This window comes from Streptomyces changchenzhani, assembly GCF_039766235.1.
Lineage (GTDB): Bacteria > Actinomycetota > Actinomycetes > Streptomycetales > Streptomycetaceae > Streptomyces.
Genome location: NZ_JBDHNH010000001.1, coordinates 1251025 through 1268328, shown reverse-complemented (window position 1 = coordinate 1268328; position 17304 = coordinate 1251025). Strand labels below are relative to the sequence as shown.

The window sequence follows — 17304 nt, the reverse complement described above, 5'->3', positions numbered from 1 at the left end:
CCCCCACCCCCTGGACCTACCAAGCCCCGACCGGCCGAGCCCTCCGACCCCCGAGCCCACGCCCCGGGAACCCGCCGACCCCGTTACGTGCCCGGCGGCGGAGGCGGGGCGGTCGCTGCCCCCACCGCGATGACCACCTTCCCCCGGGCGTGGCCCTCCTCCAAGTACCGCATCGCCGCTGGGGTTTCGCTCAGCGGGTACGTCCTGTCGATGACCGGGGTTACCTCGCCCGACTCGATCAGGGTCTTGAGCGTGGTCAGGTTCTCCGCGTTCGGCCTGACCGCCAGCGGGCGCAGCTTCTGGCCCACGAAGGGCGACACCACCAGCGCCCTGACCAGGCTTCCCAGCGGGCCGAACCAGCGGCCCCCGTCCCCGTTCGAGAGCACCAGCGTCCCCTCGGGCGCGAGCACGCGTCGGCAGTCCGCGAGCGTGCGGTTCCCTATGAGGTCGAGGATCACGTCGTACGGGCGGCGGTCCGTGACCCGGGTGAAGTCCTCGCGGGTGTAGTCGACCACCTCGTGCGCGCCCAGCGAGCCGATCAGGTCCACGTTCCGCGTGCTGCACACGCCGGTCACGTGCGCGCCGTACGCCACCGCGAGCTGCACGGCGTACGTGCCCACGCCTCCCGAGGCGCCGTTGATCAGGACGCGTCGGCCCGATTGGCCCGGCCGAATGCCGCCCGCGTCGCGCAGGCCCTGGAGGGCGGTGGATGCCGCCTCCGGTACCGCCGCCGCCTGCTCGAAGGTGAGGTTCGCGGGTTTGGGGGCGAGGGCGCTCTCGGGGGCCGTCACGTATTCGGCGAAGGTGCCGTTGCCCTGGCCGAAGACCTCGTCGCCCTCGCGGAACCGGGTGACGTTCGCGCCGACCGCGGCCACACGGCCGGACACGTCCAGGCCCCGGATCTTCGTCCTCGGGCCCCGCGGGCCGAAGCCCATTCCGTACCCCACCAGGCGTACGACGTAGGCCTGGCCCCGCATGAAGTGCCAGTCGGCGGGGTTGAGGGCCGCCGCGCGGACCTCGATCAGGACCTCGTCCGGGCCGGCCAGCGGGGTGGGCAGGTCCCGGAGCTCCAGGACGTCCGGGGAGCCGTAGGTGTCCTGGGCTATCGCCCTCATGGCTGGCCCCCGGCGCCCGAACCAGCGTCAGCCCCATCGGCGTCACTGTCCCCTGCCGGGTACTGGAACACGTCGTTCAGCGGGACCTTGAAGGCGCGGGCGATCTGGAACGCCATCTCCAGGGACGGCGAGTAGCGGCCCTGCTCGATGGCGATGATCGTCTGGCGCGATACGCCGACGCGCTCGCCCAGTTCGGCCTGTGTCATCTCGCCGTGCGCGAAGCGGAGGGAGCGGATCGCGTTGGTGACCCTGGTCGGCTTCACCATGGCTGGAAGCCCCGGCGGTAGGCGAAGATCTTGGCGGTGGACGCGAGGATCGACGACAGGACGAACGCCAGGTAGATCACGTTGGCGATCCAGAAGTAGCTCAGCTCGGCCATCGCCATGCAGAGCGCGCTCACACCGCCGATGACGACGAAGGCCTGGCCGACGTACTCGCCGAACCGGTTGATCTCCCGGTCGCGTACGTCCTTCTTGCCCGCGCCCTCGGGAGACGTGGCTGCCGCCGCGATGTTGAGCACGATCGCCGCCACGATCGCGGCGCCCACGCACCACAACAGTGGTGCGGCGTACGACACTTCGGTGAGGGGGGTGCTCCCCGCTCGGCCGAGGACGATGGCGAGGTACGCGGCGTAACCGGCCACCGCGACCACGGCCATGATCCAGGCCCGTTTCTCTTCGAGGGCCATCTCTGCTCCCCTGCTCCGAGGCTCCGCGTTTCCGCGTTTCCCGTGTTAAGTAACCTTGACATCACGAATGTATGGCATGGCTGACATGATGTAAAGGATGCTTGACTTTGGAGCGTGGCCGAAGCGGCGCGTCGGCCCGGTCAGCACAGATCGGTGCAGGCCAGCGCAGGTCAGTGCAGGCCCGCGCCAGTCAACGCCGGTCAGTGGCGGGCCACCGGGTCGCGCGGCACCCGCTCCTTCTGGATCCGCCCCGCCGCTTCCGCCTCCATGGCGTACCCACCCTCCCGGCCTTCGTCCCAGGTACCCCGGAAGCAGGCACGGAAGCAGCCACGGAAGCAGGCGTATCCCACAACGACCCATGCAGGCAGGGGAGTTCGGGCGGCGTGTTGCGCATCTCGGCGGACTCCGCACCGGATCAGCGCTACGGGGCCTTCGGCATCGGGACGCGAACGGGCCCTCGGCACCGGGTCACGGAACGAGATCCTCGGCACCGGATCACCTTGCGAGCAAACGGAGTTGAACACCCGCCGCACCCCGTACGTACTAAGGGGTGCAACTCCCCCCTGGCTGGGCGTGCGACCTCCGTAACAGGAAGACAGCGGTCGCGCGCCCAGCCCTTGCGTGGGGCGCCGAGGGGCGGGTCAGCCGCCCACGGCGTGCGAGATCGTGTAGATCAGCAGGCCGGCCAGCGCACCCACCACCGTGCCGTTGATGCGGATGAACTGGAGGTCCCGGCCGATGTTCGCCTCGATCTTCTTCGACGTCTGCTCCGCGTCCCAGCCCGCGACCGTGTCGCTGATCAGGGACGTGATCTCGCCGCGGTAGGTCGTCACGACGTACACCGCCGCGTCCTCGACCCAGCCCTCCAGCTTCGCCTGGAGCCGGCCGTCCGTCGCCAGGCGCGCGCCCAGCGAGATCAGCGAAGCGCGGACGCGCAGGCGCAGTTCGCTCCGCTCGTCCTCCGCCGCCGAGATGATCATGGTGCGTACGGCGGACCAGGCCGAGGCGATGACGTCCTGGACCTCGCCGCGGCCCAGGATCTCCGACTTCAGGCGCTCCACCTTCGCGCGGGTCTCCGTGTCCGACTGGAGGTCGGTGGCGAAGTCCGTCAGGAAGCGGTCGATCGCGCCGCGCGCCGGGTGGGCCGGCATGTCGCGCATCTCGCTGATGAAGCGCAGAAGTTCCTTGTAGACGCGGTCGCCGATCTTCTTGTCCACGAAGCGCGGCGTCCAGCCGGGCGCCCCGCCCTGCACCGCGTCCATCACCGAATCACCGTGCAGCACCAGCCAGTTGTGGGCGCGGTTGCAGATCAGGTCGACGGCGCGGTGGTGCGCCCCGTCGGCGACGACCTTGTCCAGGGCCTTTCCGATGCCCGGGGCGATCGCCGCGGAGTCCGCGCGGCGGGTGATCGCCTCGCCGACGACCGCCTGGACGTCGGCGTCCCGCAGGACCGTCAGGGCGCCCCGCAGGGCTGTGGACAGCTCGGCCGTGACGCGGTCCGCGTGGGCGGGCTCGGCGAGCCAGGCCCCCACCCGGCCGCCGATTCCGATGCCGCGCAGGCGGGCCCGTACGACATCCGCGGAGAGGAAGTTCTCCCCGACGAAGGAGCCGAGTGTGGCGCCGAGCTGGTCCTTCTTGTTCGGGATGATCGCGGTGTGCGGGATGGGCAGGCCCATCGGCCGCTTGAAGAGCGCCGTGACGGCGAACCAGTCGGCGAGCGCGCCCACCATGCCCGCCTCGGCCGCCGCGGCAACGTACGCGGGCCAGCCCGTGACGCCCTCGTTCTTCGCCCAGGTCGCGAGTACGTAGATGAGCGCGACCAGCAGCAGGAGCCCGGTGGCCATCGCCTTCATACGGCGTACGCCCTGACGCTTCTCCTCGTCCAGCGCGCTGTAGGCGAAGGGGGGCAGGGGTGAGGGGGCGGTGGGGCGGGAAGCATTCTTCATGTCGGCCATTTCGTTCATATCGGCGATATCAGCGATATCAGCGATACCGGTGCTATCAGCCATGTCGTTGATGTCGTTCGCACCTTCCGTGCCTGATATGTCCGCAACTTCCGTAGCTTCCGCTTTACCGCGATCCATCCGCTCCACCCGTCCACCGTGCACGCACCCACTCGTACATATTTTTCTTACCTGCCCTACTCATGGAACGCACTTCAAGTTCCCGGCGTCTGTACAGAAGGTGCAATGGCGCATCATGGAGTGAGATCAAATGGAGCCTCGGGCTCCCCGCGCCCGAGGAGATAGACCGAGCATGACCAAGCGCAACGGTTATGCCTTGCTCGCCGCGCTCGCCGCGGTGGTGGTCCTCGTCTCGGGGGCCATATTCGCCGGGGCGACGCTGAGTGGTGCAGGCAAGGACACCCGGGCGGACCCCCGCCCCCATGCACCGCTGCGTTCCGCGGCGCCCGCCACCTCCGGCACCTGGATCGGCACCTGGGCCTCCGCGCCCACCGGCGCCGAACCCGGCACACGCAACGGCTTCCCCGGGCGCTCCATCCGTAACGTCGTGCACACCAGCATCGGCGGCACCAGCGCCCGCATCACCCTCTCCAACCTCTACGGCACCCGCCCGCTGCGCATCACACACGCATCGATCGCCGTCGCGGCCACCCCCGGCGCCCCGACCGCCGCGACCGGCACCATGCGCCGGCTGCTGTTCGGCGGCTCCCCCGCCGTGATCATCCCGGCCGGCGGGCAGGCGCTCAGCGACGCGGCGCCGCTCAGGGTCCCGCAGGACGGTGACCTGCTGGTCACCACCTTCTCCCCCACGCCCAGCGGCCCGGCCACGCACCACCCCCGCGCCCGCCAGACGTCGTACATCGCGGAGGGCGACCGCACCCAGGACGTCCTCGGTGACCTGTACGCCGGGCAGACGCCGTACTGGCGCTACCTCACCGCCGTCGACGTACTCAGCGGCAAGGCCCAGGGCGCGGTCGTCGTCATCGGCGACTCGATCACCGACGGCGTCACCTCCACCGCGGGCGCCAACCGCCGCTGGACGGACGTGCTGGCCGACCGCCTCGACGGCCGCTACAGCGTCCTCAACCAGGGCATCAGCGGCAACCGCCTGCTGCTGGACGGTACGGGCCCCAGCGCGCTCTCCCGCTTCGACCGCGACGTCCTGTCCCGCTCCGGCGTCAAGGCCGTCGTCATCGCCGTCGGCATCAACGACATACTCCGCCCGCCGCACGAGGCGGACCCCGCCCGGATCACCGCAGGCCTGGAGCAACTGTCGCGCCAGGCACGCGCGCGTGGGCTGCGCGTCGTCGGCTCGACCCTGACGCCCTTCCAGGGCACCCGCGTGCACACGCCCCAGCTCGAAGCAGTGCGGGACGCCGTCAACGACCGGATCCGCGCGGGCGGTATCTTCGACACGGTGGTGGACTTCGACCGCGCGCTGCGCGACCCGTACGCCCCCGACCGGCTCCTCCCGGCGTACGACTCGGGCGACCACCTCCACCCGAGCGACGCCGGCTACCGCCGGATGGGCATGGCCTTCGACCCCACGACGCTGGGCAGGAGCACCGCCCCGGCGGAGTTGTGACCCGACCGGCGGGACTGTCCCGTCCCGCCGGTCCGCTCAGCCGAGCTCCTTGCGCTCGCCCTTCCCGATCTCACGGTCGTTCTTCTTCGCGAGCTTCTGCTGCTTGCGCTCCTCCTTGAGCTGCTGGCGCGCCGCCTTCGTCAGCCTGCGCTCGACGCCGACGCCGCCCATCATCGCGAAGCCCGTGACCCGCACGCGGGGGGCGCCGGGGGCCACCGGGTCGTCCGATTCCGTCGTCGCGTCGCCGAAGCCGCCCATGAAGCCGAAGCCTCGGACGTCGACCTCTACGCCGGGCGGCACCACTACGCTCACGCCGCCCATCAGGACGAAGCAGCGGATCACGACATCGCGGTCCTCGAAGTTCGCCTCGCGCAGGTCGATCTCGCCGCCGCCCATCAGCGTGACCGCGGTGAATGTGCGGCCGACCGTCCAGGTGCCCCGGCGGCCGAAGCCGCCCCAGACGGCGACGGCGGCCTTCGAGGTGGCCGATCCGCCGATCCGGGCGGGCCAGGAACGCTGCGTACCCGCCGATGCGGGGGCGAGCGGCGCCACAGGGGCAGTACCGGGCGCGGGCAGGTCACGGACCAGGGGGATCAGCTCACCCTGGGTACGTGCCTTGTACACCGCGTCCAGTCGCTGATCGAACTCCTCCATGTCGAGGCGCCCCTCGGCGACGGCCTCGCGCAGCACCTCGGCGAATCGTTCACGCTCCGCGTCGGAAGCGCGCATCTCTGGCAGTCCACTCGTCATACGGTCACAGTAGCCACCGTGTGGCTACAGTCACAGCCACGATCGACCAGCCGCGGTCACAGCCGCCGTCACAGCGCCGAGCGGTCCGCGTACATCTTCGCGATCACCGCTTCGATGTCCGGCTCCCGCACCGACAGGTCCACCAACGGGTACCTCGCCGCCACCGCGGCGACCAGCGGCGCCGCCGAAACCGACGCGGGGAACGCCAGCCACTGCCGCGGCCCCTCCACCTTGATCACCCGGGCGCCGTCCACCGTCACCGGCGGCAGCTCGCGCTCCAGGTCCACCACCAGCGTGCGCTCGCTCTCCCCCACCTCGTGCAGCCCGGCGAGCGCACCGTCGTACACGAGCCGCCCGTGGTCGATGACCATCACGCGCTTGCACAGCTGCTCGATGTCGGTCAGATCGTGCGTCGTCAGCAGGACCGTCGTGCCGCGCTCGGTGTTCAAGTCCCTGAGGAAATCACGGACCTTGGCCTTGGAGATGACGTCGAGGCCGATGGTCGGCTCGTCGAGGTACAGCACCTCGGGGTCGTGCAGCAGCGCCGCCGCGATGTCGCCGCGCATCCGCTGCCCCAGCGAGAGTTGACGTACCGGTACGTCCAACAGGTCGCCCAGATCAAGGTGTTCGACGCAGCGCGCCATGTTCTCCTTGAACCGCGCATCCGGGATCCGGTACATGCGGTGCACCAGCCGGTACGAGTCGCGCAGCGGCAGGTCCCACCACAGCGTCGTGCGCTGCCCGAAGACGACGCCGATGCGCTGCGCGAGGCGGGTGCGTTCGCGGGAAGGGTCGATGCCGGCGACGCGGACCGTGCCGCCGCTGGGCGTGAGGATGCCCGTCAGCATCTTGATGGTGGTGGACTTGCCCGCGCCGTTGGGCCCGATGTAGCCGACCATCTCGCCGCGCGGCACCGAGAAGCTGATCCCGTCGACCGCGCGCACCTGCGTCTTCTCGCGCCGCAGCATGCCTTTCCTGCGGCGTACGTCGAAGACCTTCTCGACGCCGTCAAGCTCGATGAAGTCCGTGCCCATGTCTGTCAGCTCCCCGTGCTCCGGTACGAACGAAGGCCGGCCCGCCACGCCACCCCGGCCAGCGCACAGCACACCACCGCGACCAGCGGCGACGCGAAGGCGAGCCAGACCGGCAGGTCCAGCGGATAGTCGCGGTCCAGCACATAGAGGGCGGGCAGCCAGTTGACGAAAGCCAGCGGCAGAATGAAGGTCACCCCGCGCACCAGGTCCTTCGCGAACAGTGACGGCGGGTACTGCAGGAGCGTAGTGCCGCCGTACGTAAAGGAATTCTGCACCTCGGATGCGTCCTGCGCCCAGAACTGGAACGCCGCCCCTGCCACGAACACCGCCGCGAAGATCGCTGCCCCGCTGAGGATCATCATCGGCAGCACCAGCACCTTCAGCGGGGTCCACGCGATGTCCAGCACCGTCACCGCGTACCCGAGCACCAGCAGACCCTGGGTGATCCGCCCCAGCCTGCGCAGCGCGAAGCGGTCGGCCGCGATCTGCGCGAGAACCGGCACCGGACGGACAAGGAGGGTGTCCAGCGTGCCGTCGCGCACCCGGCTCCCCAGCCGGTTCACCGTCCCCACCACCAGGTCGGCGAGGCCGAACGCGGTCGCGGACGTCCCGTACAGGAAGGCCACTTCGGGCAGCGTGTAGCCGCCCAGCGTATCCACGTGGGAGAACATCAGCAGGATGCCGACGAAGTCGAGGCCGTTGGCGAGGAAGTTCCCGAGGGCGGTCATCGCGAAGGACGCGCGGTACGTCATCGTCGAGCGGATCCACATCGACGCGATCAGCCCGTACGCCCGCACGCCGGTCCGAAGGGTGCCCATCGGCTCAGCCACCCTGGACCACCACCCTCCGCGTCGCCGCAGTCTGGAGCAGCCGCCCCGCCATCAGCAGCGCCGCCGCCCAGCCGAGCTGGAAGGCGTACGCCCCCGCCAGACCCCACCCGGAGTACTCGCCGAGGAAAATATCCGCGGGCACCTGGAGCAGCGAGGACCACGGCAGAGCCCGCGCCACCTCGCCCAGCACGCCGGGGAAAACATTGAGGGGCAGCACCATGCCGGAGAAGAAGAGCCCCGCGATGAAGGTCATCTGCGCGACACCCACGCCGTCGAGCAGCCAGAACGCGGAGAGCACCACCAGGAAGCGGATGGCGAAGCTGACGACCACGCCGAACAGCACGGCGATCAGGAACGCCGCCCACACGAGCGGGTTCGCGGGCAGCGACAGATCGAAGGCGAGGGCGCCGAGCGCCATCGGTATGACGCCACGCCCCAGTAGGTGGAAGGCGGCCCGGCCCAAGTCGCCTGCCAGCCAGAAGAGTTGAAGGTCGACGGGCCGGTAGAGGTCGATCGCGATGTCACCCGTACGGATCCGCTCGATCAGCTCGTCCTCGAACCCGCAGCCCATCATCGCGGCCGTCATCAGCAGCGCCTGCCCCAGCCACACATAGGTGAGGGCCTGCGACAGGTCGTATCCGCCGAGCTGCGGGCGCTGGTCCCACAGGGCGGTGTAGGTGTAGGCCATAATGAAGCCGAATACGGTGTTGGTGAACACCCCCGCCGCCGTCGCCACCCGGTACGTCGCATAGCGTCGGAAACCACCCGCCGCGACGACCGCATACAAGCGCACGCCGGCCCCCTCACCTTGTGTCAGCCCCGCCAGGCACCAAAGCGCATGACCCTAGCCCAAGGGGGTCGGCCGCCGCGACCGGATTGCGGTCGCGTCCGGGAGCTGTGGTGCGACAGTGTTTTATGGTCGCTACCACGTGAATCGCCCGATACGACACCGTTATGCCGGAGAGTGAACCTCTGGCCGGGGCCAGGGAGTCTCCATAGACATGAGCGACGAGCCGCAGCAGCCCCAGGGCTGGGCACCCCGGGACCCCTCCGCCCCCGTCACCGGCCCCACCCCCGGCCCCGACGAACCGCAGGAACAGCCGGAACAGCCGACGGAGGGGAAGAAGGGCAAGAAGAAGCGCCCCAAGCGCACCGGCCTGCGCCGGCTCGTCCCCACCTGGCGCATGCTCCTCGGCACCTTCGTGCTGCTCGGCCTGATCCTGTGCGGCGGCTTCGTGGCCGGCTACAAGCTCGTCGACATCCCGCCCGCCAACAGCGCCGCCCTCGCCCAGAGCAACGTCTACCTCTACGCCGACGGCAGCCAGCTCGCCCGCGACGGCGAGGTCAACCGGGAGAACGTCAAGCTCGCCCAGATCCCCAAGACCGTCCAGCAGACCGTACTGGCCGCCGAGGACCGCGCGTTCTACTCGGAGCCGGCCGTCGACCCCAAGGCCATGGTCCGCGCCGCCTGGAACACCCTCACCGGCAAGGGCAAGCAGTCCGGCTCCACCATCACCCAGCAGTACGTCAAGAACTACTACCTCGGCCAGGAGCAGACCGTCACCCGCAAGGTGAAGGAGTTCTTCATCGCGATCAAGCTCAACCGCGAGGAGAGCAAGGGCCAGATCCTGGAGGGCTACCTGAACACCAGCTACTTCGGCCGCAACGCCTACGGCATCCAGGCCGCCGCCCAGGCGTACTACGGGAAGGACATCGACGAGATCACCACCGGGCAGGGCGCCTACCTCGCGTCCCTGCTCAACGCCCCCAGCGCGTACGACGTCGCGACCCACCCCGAGAACAAGCCCCAGGCGCTGGCCCGCTGGAACTACGTACTCGACGGCATGGTCAAGGAGAAGTGGCTCAGCCCCGCCACCCGCGCCACGACAAAATTCCCCGAGCCGCAGAAGGCCAAGCCCGCCTCCGGCCTGTCCGGGCAGCGCGGCTACATCGTGCAGGCCGTCGAGGACTACCTGGCCAACAGCGACATCATCGACGAGGAGACGCTGGCCAGCGGCGGCTACCGCATCACCACCACACTCGACAAGAAGAAGCAGGCCTCCTTCGCCGAGGCCGTCGACGACAAGGTGATGTCCCAGACCAGCAAGGACCGCAAGGCCGACCGCAATGTGCGCGTCGGCGGCGCCTCCATCGACCCCGCCACCGGCAAGGTCGTCGCGATGTACGGCGGCATCGACTACACCAAGCAGTACGTCAACAACGCCACCCGCCGCGACTACCAGGTGGGCTCCACCTTCAAGCCGTTCGTCTTCACCTCGGCCGTCGAGAACGACTCCACCACCCAGGACGGCCGCCCGATCACCCCGAACACCATCTACGACGGCTCCAACAAGCGGATGGTGCAGGGGCCCGACGGACCGACCGGCTACGCCCCCGAGAACGAGGACGACGGCTCGTACGGCCCCGTCACCGTGCGCACCGCCACCGACAAGTCCATCAACTCGGTGTACGCGCAACTGGCCCAGGACGTCGGCCCCGCCAAGGTCAAGGAGACCGCCGTCGAGCTCGGCCTCCCCGACAAGACCCCGGGCTTGAGCCCGTACCCCTCCATCGCACTCGGCGTCGCCACCGCCAGCGTCCTCGACATGACCGAGGCCTACGCGACCCTCGCCAACCACGGCAAGCACGGCACGTACACCATGGTCCAGAAGATCACCAAGGACGGGCTGAACATCGGCCTGCCGAAGCAGGACGCCAAGCAGACCGTGAGCCGCGAGTCCGCCGACACCACCACCTCCGTCCTGCAGAGCGTCGTCGAGAGCGGCACCGGCACCGCCGCCCAGTCCGCGGGCCGCCCCGCCGCCGGCAAGACCGGCACCGCCGAGGAGGACAAGGCCGCCTGGTTCGCGGGCTACACGCCCGACCTGGCGACCGTCGTCGCGGTGATGGGCCAGGACCCGAACACGGGCGTACAGAAGCCGCTGTACGGAGCGCTCGGCCTGCCCCGCATCAACGGCGGCGGCGCGCCCGCCGAGATCTGGGGCCAGTTCACGGCCGCCGCGCTCAACGGCAAGGAGGCGCAGGACTTCGACCTGGAGACGGAGGCCGGCTCCGAGGAGGAGGTGGCGCCGCCCGAGGAGGACACCGATACGCCCGAGCCCCCGCCGAGCCAGACGCCGGACCCCGGCGCGGCGACCGGGGGCCAGGACCAGGGCGGCCAGACCCAGGGCGGCCAGACGAACGGCGGCACCACCGACACCGGAGGCGCCACCACGGACACCGGAGGCACCACGGCCACCACGGGCGGTACCACCGCCACCGGGGGCACCACCGCCACCACCGGCGGCACGACCGACACCGGGGGCGCCACGGACACGGGCGGCGGCACGACCGACACCGGAGGCGCCACCGACACCGGGGGCGGGGACGGTGGCGCCGACGACCCCGCCGGAGGCTTGCTGGACGGCGGCCGGGGCGACTGACCCGGGCCGCACCCTCAGTGCCCGGAGGTCGCCTTCAGCCCCACGACGGCAACCAGCAGCAGACAGACGAAGAAGATCCGGGCGGCAGTGGCGGGCTCACCCAGCGCCACCATGCCGACCACCGCCGCACCGGCCGCACCGATACCGACCCAGACGCCGTACGCCGTACCGATCGGCAGCGTCCTCGCGGCATGCGACAGCAACAGCATGCTCACCACGATGCCCGCGCCCGTGAACACGCTGGGCCAGAGCCTCGTAAAACCGTCGGTGTACTTCATACCGATCGACCAGCCCACTTCAAGCAGACCGGCGACAACAAGCAGGACCCATGCCATGACGGCACCTCCGGAGCGAAACGCGGAATCAACGGGGTGCGTCGTCTTTGCGTACAACCCGGTACGGCGCGTCTCGTCGGGGGTGCTTCCACGATAGCAAAGGGCAGCCAAAAGGCCCGGTGACCTCGGTCACCAGGCCTCACCAGCCACTACAGGTACAACCCGGTCGAGTCGTCAGAGACCCGCTCGGACGCGACCGCGTGCAGATCGCGCTCCCGCATCAGCACGTACTGGACGCCGCGCACCTCGACCTCGGCGCGGTCCTCCGGGTCGTACAGGACCCGGTCACCCGGCTCCACGGCCCGCACGTTCTGCCCGACCGCGACGACCTCGGCCCAGCCGAGCCGCTTGCCGACCGCGGCGGTCGCCGGAATCAGGATGCCGCCGCCCGAACGCCGCTCGCCCTCGGGAGAATCGGACCGGACCAGCACCCGGTCGTGCAGCATCCGGATGGGCAGCTTCTCGTGCGTGGGGTTCTCGCTCACGCATCGAACCTACCCGCCCGCACACCGGCTGTACGCAGGAGGGCGAAGCCTCGTCAGCCCCGCCGGCGCCGCACCGACACGGCGAGCAGGCCCAACAGACCCACGGCCACCAGCGCCACCGGAACGAGTCGCTCCAGACGCGGAGCGCCGTCCTCCGACACGAACTGCGCCTTCACGTCGGACACTGCCCGGTTCACCGCGACGAACGCCCGGCCGGCGCTCTGGTCCACGGCCGAAGCGACCTTGGCCTTCGCGTCACCGACGATCGTCTTCGGGTGCAGGCGCACCCCGATCTCGTCGAGCGTTACGGCCAGCTGGTCGCGCCGGCTCTTGATGTCCGCCTCGATCTGTGCGGGGTTCCTGGCATCCGACACTGCGCTGCCTCCGTGGTCGTGGGCCGAATCCGGTAGTCCGTCGCCGACAGTCTGTCAGCTCGGGCCGCCCCGCACCCCACGGCACCCCCATTACGCTCAGAGGCGCGCACCCCCTATCTCAGCACCAGGAGACCTTGATGAGCGAGCGACTTGAGCCCGGCGACACCGCCCCCGCCTTCACCCTGCCCGACGCGGACGGCACCGAGGTCTCCCTCGCCGCCCACAAGGGCCGCAAGGTCATCGTCTACTTCTACTCGGCCGCCCTTACTCCCGGATGCACCAAGCAGGCCTGCGACTTCACCGACAACCTCCAGCTGCTGGCCGGCGCCGGTTACGACGTCATCGGTGTCTCCCCGGACAAGCCGGAGAAGCTCGCGAAGTTCCGCGACCAGGAGAACCTCAAGGTCACGCTGGTCGGCGACCCGTCCAAGGAAATCCTCGCCGCATACGGCGCCTATGGCGAGAAGGAGCTCTACGGCAAAACGGTGACGGGCGTGATCCGCTCGACGATCGTCGTCGACGAGGACGGCAAGGTCGAGCACGCCTTCTACAACGTCAAGGCGACCGGCCACGTGGCGAAGATCATCAAGGACCTCGGCATCTGACGCCGCACCCAGGATGTGTGTGACCACGGTCCGTACCGCCTGAAGACCACTTCAAGCGGTACGGACCGTCCTGTATTCCGGACGTAACCATCCGATAAGCGGTTCGTTGATCCGTACGAGGCTGCGAACGCGCGGTCGGTTACGGAGGGGGCCATGGGCGCTGCCAGGTACACACATGAGCTGCTGGAAGAGGCGGCTCGGGAGACGACAAACTTGGACGACGCGGTGCGGTGGTGCGGGGGTACCCCGACACCGGGGAGCAGGACCTACCTCCGGGCCAAGATGGCCGAAGCGGGGGTGGACACGTCCCACTTCACCACTGCACGGGTGCGCCACAGTGAGACGTTGCTGGCCGAACTGGTCGCCTGCTCGATGAGCGTGGCCGAGGTCGTACGGCGGCTGGGCATCAGCCCGGTGGGCGGGAACCAGGCCCGCGCAGCCAAGCGAATAGCGGCTCTCGGCCTCAGCACTTGGCGGGGGATCCATGTCTGAGCCGTACGAGCATGACCGGCTGGCCGCGGCCGTCGCCGAGTCCAAGGGGTGGGCCGACCTGATGCGCCGCCTTGGGCTCAAAGAGAGCGGCGGCCAGCGTCGCGTCCTCCAGGAGAAGGCAGCCGCACAAGGTCTCGACACCAGCCACTTCAAGAAGCGCAGCCCCTGGCGCAAGTACCCCGACGAGGCCATCGCCGCGGCCGCTGCATCTTCCTCGACGCTGCGCGAGGTCGTCACCAAACTCGGCGCGCCACCGGCCACCGGCACGTTGTCGCACATCGGCCGCCGTATCGCAGCGGCGGGTATCGACATCAGCCATTTCCCGGGCATGAGCCGCGTCCAGACCGAACTGCCGTTCACGACCGAGGAGCTGAGCGCGGCTGCGGCATCCAGCAACAGCATTCGCGGAGTGGCCCGCACGCTGGGCGTACCCGACGACAGCCGGTCACGCACGGCGCTCGGCTACATGCTGAGGTCCCGAGGGATTGACACCGCCCACTTTCTCAACGCACGGCTGCGGATCCCCGAGAAAGCTCTGATCGCAGCCGTGCCCGCCGCTACGAGCTACGCCGACCTCATGCGCGCACTCGACCTTCCGGTCAGCGACACCAACCACCGACGGGTGCGACGCAAGGTCGCTCAACTTGGCCTGGACACCGGCCATTTCAAGCGACGCGCCTGGGGTTCAGCGCAGGTGAGCGAGCCCCGGTCGATAGCTGTGACGACGCTCGTCATGCTCGCCGATGGCTCGTCCCGAACAAACCGCCCACGCTTGCATCGCGCGCTGCAAGAGATCGGCGTTCCGTATCGCTGCACCTCGTGCGGGAACACCGGTGAATGGCTGGAGCAGACGATCACGCTTCAGATCGACCACATCAACGGGAACTGGCTCGACAACCAGCCCGAGAACCTCCGCTACCTGTGCCCGAACTGCCATGCGCTCACCGAGACGTGGTGCCGCAGCCGGAAGAAGGAGTCGCACACCTCCGCATAACCGCCGCCGGATGCCCCGCTAGCCGCCTGCCCGGTACTATGGCACGCGGCTAGCGGCGGTGGTGCATCTGGCGACACAACAGACTTAGGATCTGTGGCCCGTGAAACGGCTTGAGGGTTCGAATCCCTTCCGCCGCATACCAAACGGCCTGCGAATCGAAGGTTTGATTCGCAGGCCGTTTTCCTGCGTTTCGGCGCCTACGCCACCAGCTCCCGCACCACCGGAACCAGCGCCCGAAACGCCTTCCCCCGGTGGCTGATCGCGTTCTTCTGCGCCGGAGTCAGCTCCGCGCAGGTGATGTCATAGCCGTCCGGCTGGAGGATCGGGTCGTAGCCGAAGCCGTTGGTGCCCTTGGGGGTGTGGCGCAGGGTGCCCGGCAGGCGGCCCTCGACCACGCGTTCCGTGCCGTCCGGGAGGGCCAGGGCTGCCGCGCAGGTGAAGTGGGCCGTGCGGTGCTCGGGGGCGATGTCCGCGAGTTGGGCCAGGAGCAGGTCGAGGTTGGCGCGGTCGTTGCCGTGGGTGCCGGACCAGCGGGCCGAGAAGATGCCGGGGGCGCCGCCCAGGACGTCGACGGCGAGGCCCGAGTCGTCGGCGATGGCGGGGTGGCCGGTGGCCTGGGCCATGGCGTGGGCCTTGAGGAGGGCGTTCTCGGCGAAGGTGACGCCGGTTTCCTTGACGTCGGGGATCTCGGGGTACGCGTCCGCGCCGACCAGGTCGTGGGGCAGGCCTGCGTCGGCGAGGATCGCGTGGAGTTCGGTTACTTTCCCGGCGTTGCGGGTGGCGAGGATCAGGCGGGTCATGGGGCGATTGTCCCAGGCCCGGTGAAGTGGGCCGGTGCAGTGGCCGTGTGAAGTGCCTCGGCTACGGCGTGCAGACCTTGCCGATTTCGGTGGCCGCGCTGGTGACCGGGGTGATGTCGGGGGTCGCGTCGCCGTCCTTGATGGACTGGCGGACGTTGCCGACGCCGGTGTTGAGGTCGTCGACGGCCTTGCTGAGGTCGGCGTTGTCGGTCTTGTCGCCGAGGTCGGTCAGTTCCTTGTCGATGTCGTCGAGGGCCTGTTCGGCCTGGAGGGGGTTCTCCGAGGCGTTGGAGACGGCCTGCTGGAGCTTGTCGACGCTCTGCGCGATGGAGTCTGCGGCCTGGACGCAGTCCATTGCCTTGTTGACTGCGCTACAGCCGAGTGTGATGGGTACAACCAGGGCTGTCGCGGCGATCGCGACGGTCATACGGCGACGACTGGCGGCCATGGAACGGTCCTCCCCGAATCATGCGGATGAGCGAGCGTGTGGGTGGTGCGGACAGGCGCACGGTTCGGCCCGTGCGCCCGTATCCGTTACGACGCCGGTGGGGCGTCGGCGGTTGCTCAGCCCTGGAGGGGCTCGGTCTGCAGTGCGCGGGCCTGGAGTGCGGTGAGGTCGGCGCAGCCGCCGGCGGCGAGGTCGAGGAGTGCGTTGAGCTCCTTGCGGTCGAAGGGCTCGGCCTCGGCCGTGCCCTGGATCTCGACGAAGCGGCCGTCGCCGGTGCAGACGACGTTCATGTCGGTGTCGGCGCGGACGTCCTCCTCGTAACAGAGGTCGAGGAGGGGGGCGCCGTCGACGATGCCGACGCTGACGGCGGAGACAGTGCCGGTGAGGGGCTGCCGGTTGGCCTTGATGATCTTCTTGCCCTGGGCCCAGGTGATGGCGTCGGCGAGGGCGACGTATGCGCCGGTGATGGCGGCGGTGCGGGTGCCGCCGTCGGCCTGGAGTACGTCGCAGTCCAGGACGATGGTGTTCTCGCCGAGGGCCTTGTAGTCGATGACGGCGCGCAGGGACCGGCCGATGAGGCGGCTGATCTCGTGCGTGCGGCCACCGATCTTGCCGCGGACGGATTCGCGGTCGCCGCGGGTGTTGGTGGCGCGCGGGAGCATCGCGTATTCGCCGGTGACCCAGCCTTCGCCGCTGCCCTTGCGCCAGCGCGGGACGCCTTCGGTGACGGAGGCGGTGCAGAAGACTTTGGTGTCGCCGAAGGAGATGAGGACGGAGCCCTCTGCGTGCTTGCTCCATCCGCGTTCGATGGTGACAGGGCGGAGCTGTTCGGGCGTGCGGCCGTCGATACGAGACATGGGGACGAGCCTATCGGCAGATGGGTGAGGGCCCGTTCCGGATACGGAACGGGCCCTCACCGCTGAGCGGGTGTCAGCTGCTCACATCATGTCTTCGATGTCGGCTGCGATGGGGTCCGCGTCGGTGCCGATGACGACCTGGATCGCGGTGCCCATCTTGACGACGCCGTGGGCGCCGGCGGCCTTGAGTGCGGCTTCGTCGACCTTGCTGGCGTCGCGGACCTCGGTGCGGAGGCGAGTGATGCAGCCTTCGATCTCTTCGATGTTCTCGATACCGCCGAGACCGGCGACGATCTTCTCAGCCTTGCTGGCCATGTCTTTCTCCCTGTTTCCCAAAGCGCGAAGTCTCGGCCCACCGTGGTCCGCTTTGACACGGTAACTCACGGTTGGCCCAACTTCGCGGGCGCGTAAACGCCTCGTACCGAATGATGGCGATCACCGGCGCCCTGTCTTCCGGCCGAGCTCCGGACCGTATCGCGACTGGTCTACACCAGTTTCCAACGCC

At 69.3% G+C, this 17304-nt stretch carries 20 protein-coding genes, 1 tRNA gene and 1 riboswitch; of the genes, 6 read left to right on the top strand and 15 right to left on the bottom strand.

Annotated elements, in window-relative coordinates; genetic code table 11:
- Positions 1 to 83: 83 nt before the first annotated feature.
- The 4 genes from ABCR94_RS06000 to ABCR94_RS05985 all read right to left on the bottom strand — a co-directional run bounded on the left by ABCR94_RS06000 (position 84) and on the right by ABCR94_RS05985 (position 3749).
- On the bottom strand, positions 84 to 1115 hold the full coding sequence (locus tag ABCR94_RS06000; RefSeq protein WP_347117985.1) for an NAD(P)-dependent alcohol dehydrogenase: 1032 nt from the start codon (positions 1113 to 1115) through the stop codon (positions 84 to 86).
- Complete coding sequence (locus tag ABCR94_RS05995) at positions 1112 to 1381, bottom strand: helix-turn-helix transcriptional regulator (RefSeq protein WP_347117984.1); 270 nt, start codon at positions 1379 to 1381, stop codon at positions 1112 to 1114. The genes ABCR94_RS06000 and ABCR94_RS05995 overlap by 4 nt, the downstream gene beginning before the upstream one ends.
- Positions 1375 to 1803, bottom strand: coding sequence for a hypothetical protein (locus ABCR94_RS05990; protein WP_347117983.1), 429 nt, complete (start codon positions 1801 to 1803; stop codon positions 1375 to 1377). The genes ABCR94_RS05995 and ABCR94_RS05990 overlap by 7 nt, the downstream gene beginning before the upstream one ends.
- Before the next feature lie 641 nt (positions 1804 to 2444).
- Positions 2445 to 3749 carry a DUF445 domain-containing protein gene (locus ABCR94_RS05985; protein WP_521976463.1) on the bottom strand — a complete coding sequence of 435 codons (1305 nt, stop codon included), beginning with the start codon at positions 3747 to 3749 and terminating at the stop codon, positions 2445 to 2447.
- 310 nt (positions 3750 to 4059) lie between these two features.
- Here ABCR94_RS05985 and ABCR94_RS05980 point away from each other — a divergent pair, with 310 nt between their 5' ends.
- On the top strand, positions 4060 to 5352 hold the full coding sequence (locus ABCR94_RS05980) for an SGNH/GDSL hydrolase family protein (RefSeq protein ID WP_347117982.1): 1293 nt from the start codon (positions 4060 to 4062) through the stop codon (positions 5350 to 5352).
- A gap of 36 nt (positions 5353 to 5388) precedes the next feature.
- Here the strand turns inward: ABCR94_RS05980 and ABCR94_RS05975 are convergent, their stop codons facing one another.
- From ABCR94_RS05975 to ABCR94_RS05960, 4 genes are all read right to left on the bottom strand, one after another.
- Positions 5389 to 6102 (bottom strand): DUF1707 SHOCT-like domain-containing protein, encoded by a 714-nt coding sequence (locus tag ABCR94_RS05975; protein ID WP_347117981.1) that lies wholly within the window; start codon positions 6100 to 6102, stop codon positions 5389 to 5391.
- Between the two features lie 68 nt (positions 6103 to 6170).
- Positions 6171 to 7136, bottom strand: a complete 966-nt coding sequence (locus tag ABCR94_RS05970) for an ABC transporter ATP-binding protein (protein WP_347117980.1) — start codon at positions 7134 to 7136, stop codon at positions 6171 to 6173.
- Positions 7137 to 7141: 5 nt separating this feature from the next.
- The gene (locus ABCR94_RS05965; protein ID WP_347117979.1) at positions 7142 to 7954 is read right to left on the bottom strand and encodes an ABC transporter permease; all 813 of its coding nucleotides are present in this window, start codon (positions 7952 to 7954) and stop codon (positions 7142 to 7144) included.
- A 4-nt stretch (positions 7955 to 7958) separates the two neighbouring features.
- Complete coding sequence (locus ABCR94_RS05960; RefSeq protein WP_347117978.1) at positions 7959 to 8759, bottom strand: ABC transporter permease; 801 nt, start codon at positions 8757 to 8759, stop codon at positions 7959 to 7961.
- A 208-nt stretch (positions 8760 to 8967) separates the two neighbouring features.
- Here ABCR94_RS05960 and ABCR94_RS05955 point away from each other — a divergent pair, with 208 nt between their 5' ends.
- A complete protein-coding gene (locus ABCR94_RS05955; protein ID WP_347117977.1) occupies positions 8968 to 11409 on the top strand; it encodes a transglycosylase domain-containing protein in 2442 nt (813 codons plus the stop codon).
- A gap of 14 nt (positions 11410 to 11423) precedes the next feature.
- Here the strand turns inward: ABCR94_RS05955 and ABCR94_RS05950 are convergent, their stop codons facing one another.
- The 3 genes from ABCR94_RS05950 to ABCR94_RS05940 form a co-directional block, all read right to left on the bottom strand.
- Positions 11424 to 11744: a DMT family transporter gene (locus ABCR94_RS05950; RefSeq protein WP_347117976.1), complete on the bottom strand. Its 321-nt coding sequence runs from the start codon at positions 11742 to 11744 to the stop codon at positions 11424 to 11426.
- Between the two features lie 35 nt (positions 11745 to 11779).
- A riboswitch (guanidine-III (ykkC-III) riboswitch) is annotated at positions 11780 to 11847 on the bottom strand.
- A gap of 46 nt (positions 11848 to 11893) precedes the next feature.
- Entirely contained in the window at positions 11894 to 12229 is a 336-nt protein-coding gene (locus ABCR94_RS05945; protein ID WP_347117975.1) for a GroES family chaperonin, read from the bottom strand.
- A 53-nt stretch (positions 12230 to 12282) separates the two neighbouring features.
- Positions 12283 to 12603: a DUF3618 domain-containing protein gene (locus ABCR94_RS05940; protein WP_347117974.1), complete on the bottom strand. Its 321-nt coding sequence runs from the start codon at positions 12601 to 12603 to the stop codon at positions 12283 to 12285.
- A gap of 137 nt (positions 12604 to 12740) precedes the next feature.
- Here ABCR94_RS05940 and bcp point away from each other — a divergent pair, with 137 nt between their 5' ends.
- From bcp to ABCR94_RS05920, 4 genes are all read left to right on the top strand, one after another.
- The gene (bcp, locus tag ABCR94_RS05935; protein ID WP_347117972.1) at positions 12741 to 13208 is read left to right on the top strand and encodes a thioredoxin-dependent thiol peroxidase; all 468 of its coding nucleotides are present in this window, start codon (positions 12741 to 12743) and stop codon (positions 13206 to 13208) included.
- A gap of 153 nt (positions 13209 to 13361) precedes the next feature.
- On the top strand, positions 13362 to 13700 hold the full coding sequence (locus tag ABCR94_RS05930) for a hypothetical protein (RefSeq protein ID WP_347117971.1): 339 nt from the start codon (positions 13362 to 13364) through the stop codon (positions 13698 to 13700).
- Complete coding sequence (locus ABCR94_RS05925) at positions 13693 to 14694, top strand: HNH endonuclease signature motif containing protein (protein ID WP_347117970.1); 1002 nt, start codon at positions 13693 to 13695, stop codon at positions 14692 to 14694. The genes ABCR94_RS05930 and ABCR94_RS05925 overlap by 8 nt, the downstream gene beginning before the upstream one ends.
- 52 nt (positions 14695 to 14746) lie before the next feature.
- Positions 14747 to 14831 (top strand) — tRNA-Leu (locus ABCR94_RS05920).
- A gap of 60 nt (positions 14832 to 14891) precedes the next feature.
- Here the strand turns inward: ABCR94_RS05920 and rdgB are convergent.
- The 4 genes from rdgB to ABCR94_RS05900 form a co-directional block, all read right to left on the bottom strand.
- Positions 14892 to 15494, bottom strand: a complete 603-nt coding sequence (gene rdgB, locus ABCR94_RS05915) for an RdgB/HAM1 family non-canonical purine NTP pyrophosphatase (RefSeq protein ID WP_347117968.1) — start codon at positions 15492 to 15494, stop codon at positions 14892 to 14894.
- A 61-nt stretch (positions 15495 to 15555) separates the two neighbouring features.
- A complete protein-coding gene (locus tag ABCR94_RS05910) occupies positions 15556 to 15942 on the bottom strand; it encodes a DUF8711 family protein (protein WP_347117966.1) in 387 nt (128 codons plus the stop codon).
- Between the two features lie 116 nt (positions 15943 to 16058).
- Complete coding sequence (rph, locus tag ABCR94_RS05905; RefSeq protein ID WP_347117964.1) at positions 16059 to 16799, bottom strand: ribonuclease PH; 741 nt, start codon at positions 16797 to 16799, stop codon at positions 16059 to 16061.
- An 81-nt stretch (positions 16800 to 16880) separates the two neighbouring features.
- Complete coding sequence (locus ABCR94_RS05900; RefSeq protein WP_347117962.1) at positions 16881 to 17114, bottom strand: PTS sugar transporter subunit IIB; 234 nt, start codon at positions 17112 to 17114, stop codon at positions 16881 to 16883.
- Between the last annotated feature and the right edge of the window lie 190 nt (positions 17115 to 17304).

Coding starts and splice junctions, on each gene's coding strand:
- ABCR94_RS05965 (WP_347117979.1), bottom strand. CDS start 7,954: ATGGGCACCCTTCGGACCGGCGTGCGGGCGTACGGGCTGATCGCGTCG.
- ABCR94_RS05980 (WP_347117982.1), top strand. CDS start 4,060: ATGACCAAGCGCAACGGTTATGCCTTGCTCGCCGCGCTCGCCGCGGTG.
- ABCR94_RS05950 (WP_347117976.1), bottom strand. CDS start 11,744: ATGGCATGGGTCCTGCTTGTTGTCGCCGGTCTGCTTGAAGTGGGCTGG.
- ABCR94_RS05970 (WP_347117980.1), bottom strand. CDS start 7,136: ATGGGCACGGACTTCATCGAGCTTGACGGCGTCGAGAAGGTCTTCGAC.
- ABCR94_RS05900 (WP_347117962.1), bottom strand. CDS start 17,114: ATGGCCAGCAAGGCTGAGAAGATCGTCGCCGGTCTCGGCGGTATCGAG.
- rdgB (WP_347117968.1), bottom strand. CDS start 15,494: ATGACCCGCCTGATCCTCGCCACCCGCAACGCCGGGAAAGTAACCGAA.
- bcp (WP_347117972.1), top strand. CDS start 12,741: ATGAGCGAGCGACTTGAGCCCGGCGACACCGCCCCCGCCTTCACCCTG.
- rph (WP_347117964.1), bottom strand. CDS start 16,799: ATGTCTCGTATCGACGGCCGCACGCCCGAACAGCTCCGCCCTGTCACC.
- ABCR94_RS05930 (WP_347117971.1), top strand. CDS start 13,362: ATGGGCGCTGCCAGGTACACACATGAGCTGCTGGAAGAGGCGGCTCGG.
- ABCR94_RS05955 (WP_347117977.1), top strand. CDS start 8,968: ATGAGCGACGAGCCGCAGCAGCCCCAGGGCTGGGCACCCCGGGACCCC.
- ABCR94_RS05925 (WP_347117970.1), top strand. CDS start 13,693: ATGTCTGAGCCGTACGAGCATGACCGGCTGGCCGCGGCCGTCGCCGAG.
- ABCR94_RS05990 (WP_347117983.1), bottom strand. CDS start 1,803: ATGGCCCTCGAAGAGAAACGGGCCTGGATCATGGCCGTGGTCGCGGTG.
- ABCR94_RS05985 (WP_521976463.1), bottom strand. CDS start 3,749: ATGAAGAATGCTTCCCGCCCCACCGCCCCCTCACCCCTGCCCCCCTTC.
- ABCR94_RS06000 (WP_347117985.1), bottom strand. CDS start 1,115: ATGAGGGCGATAGCCCAGGACACCTACGGCTCCCCGGACGTCCTGGAG.
- ABCR94_RS05995 (WP_347117984.1), bottom strand. CDS start 1,381: ATGGTGAAGCCGACCAGGGTCACCAACGCGATCCGCTCCCTCCGCTTC.
- ABCR94_RS05975 (WP_347117981.1), bottom strand. CDS start 6,102: ATGACGAGTGGACTGCCAGAGATGCGCGCTTCCGACGCGGAGCGTGAA.
- ABCR94_RS05910 (WP_347117966.1), bottom strand. CDS start 15,942: ATGGCCGCCAGTCGTCGCCGTATGACCGTCGCGATCGCCGCGACAGCC.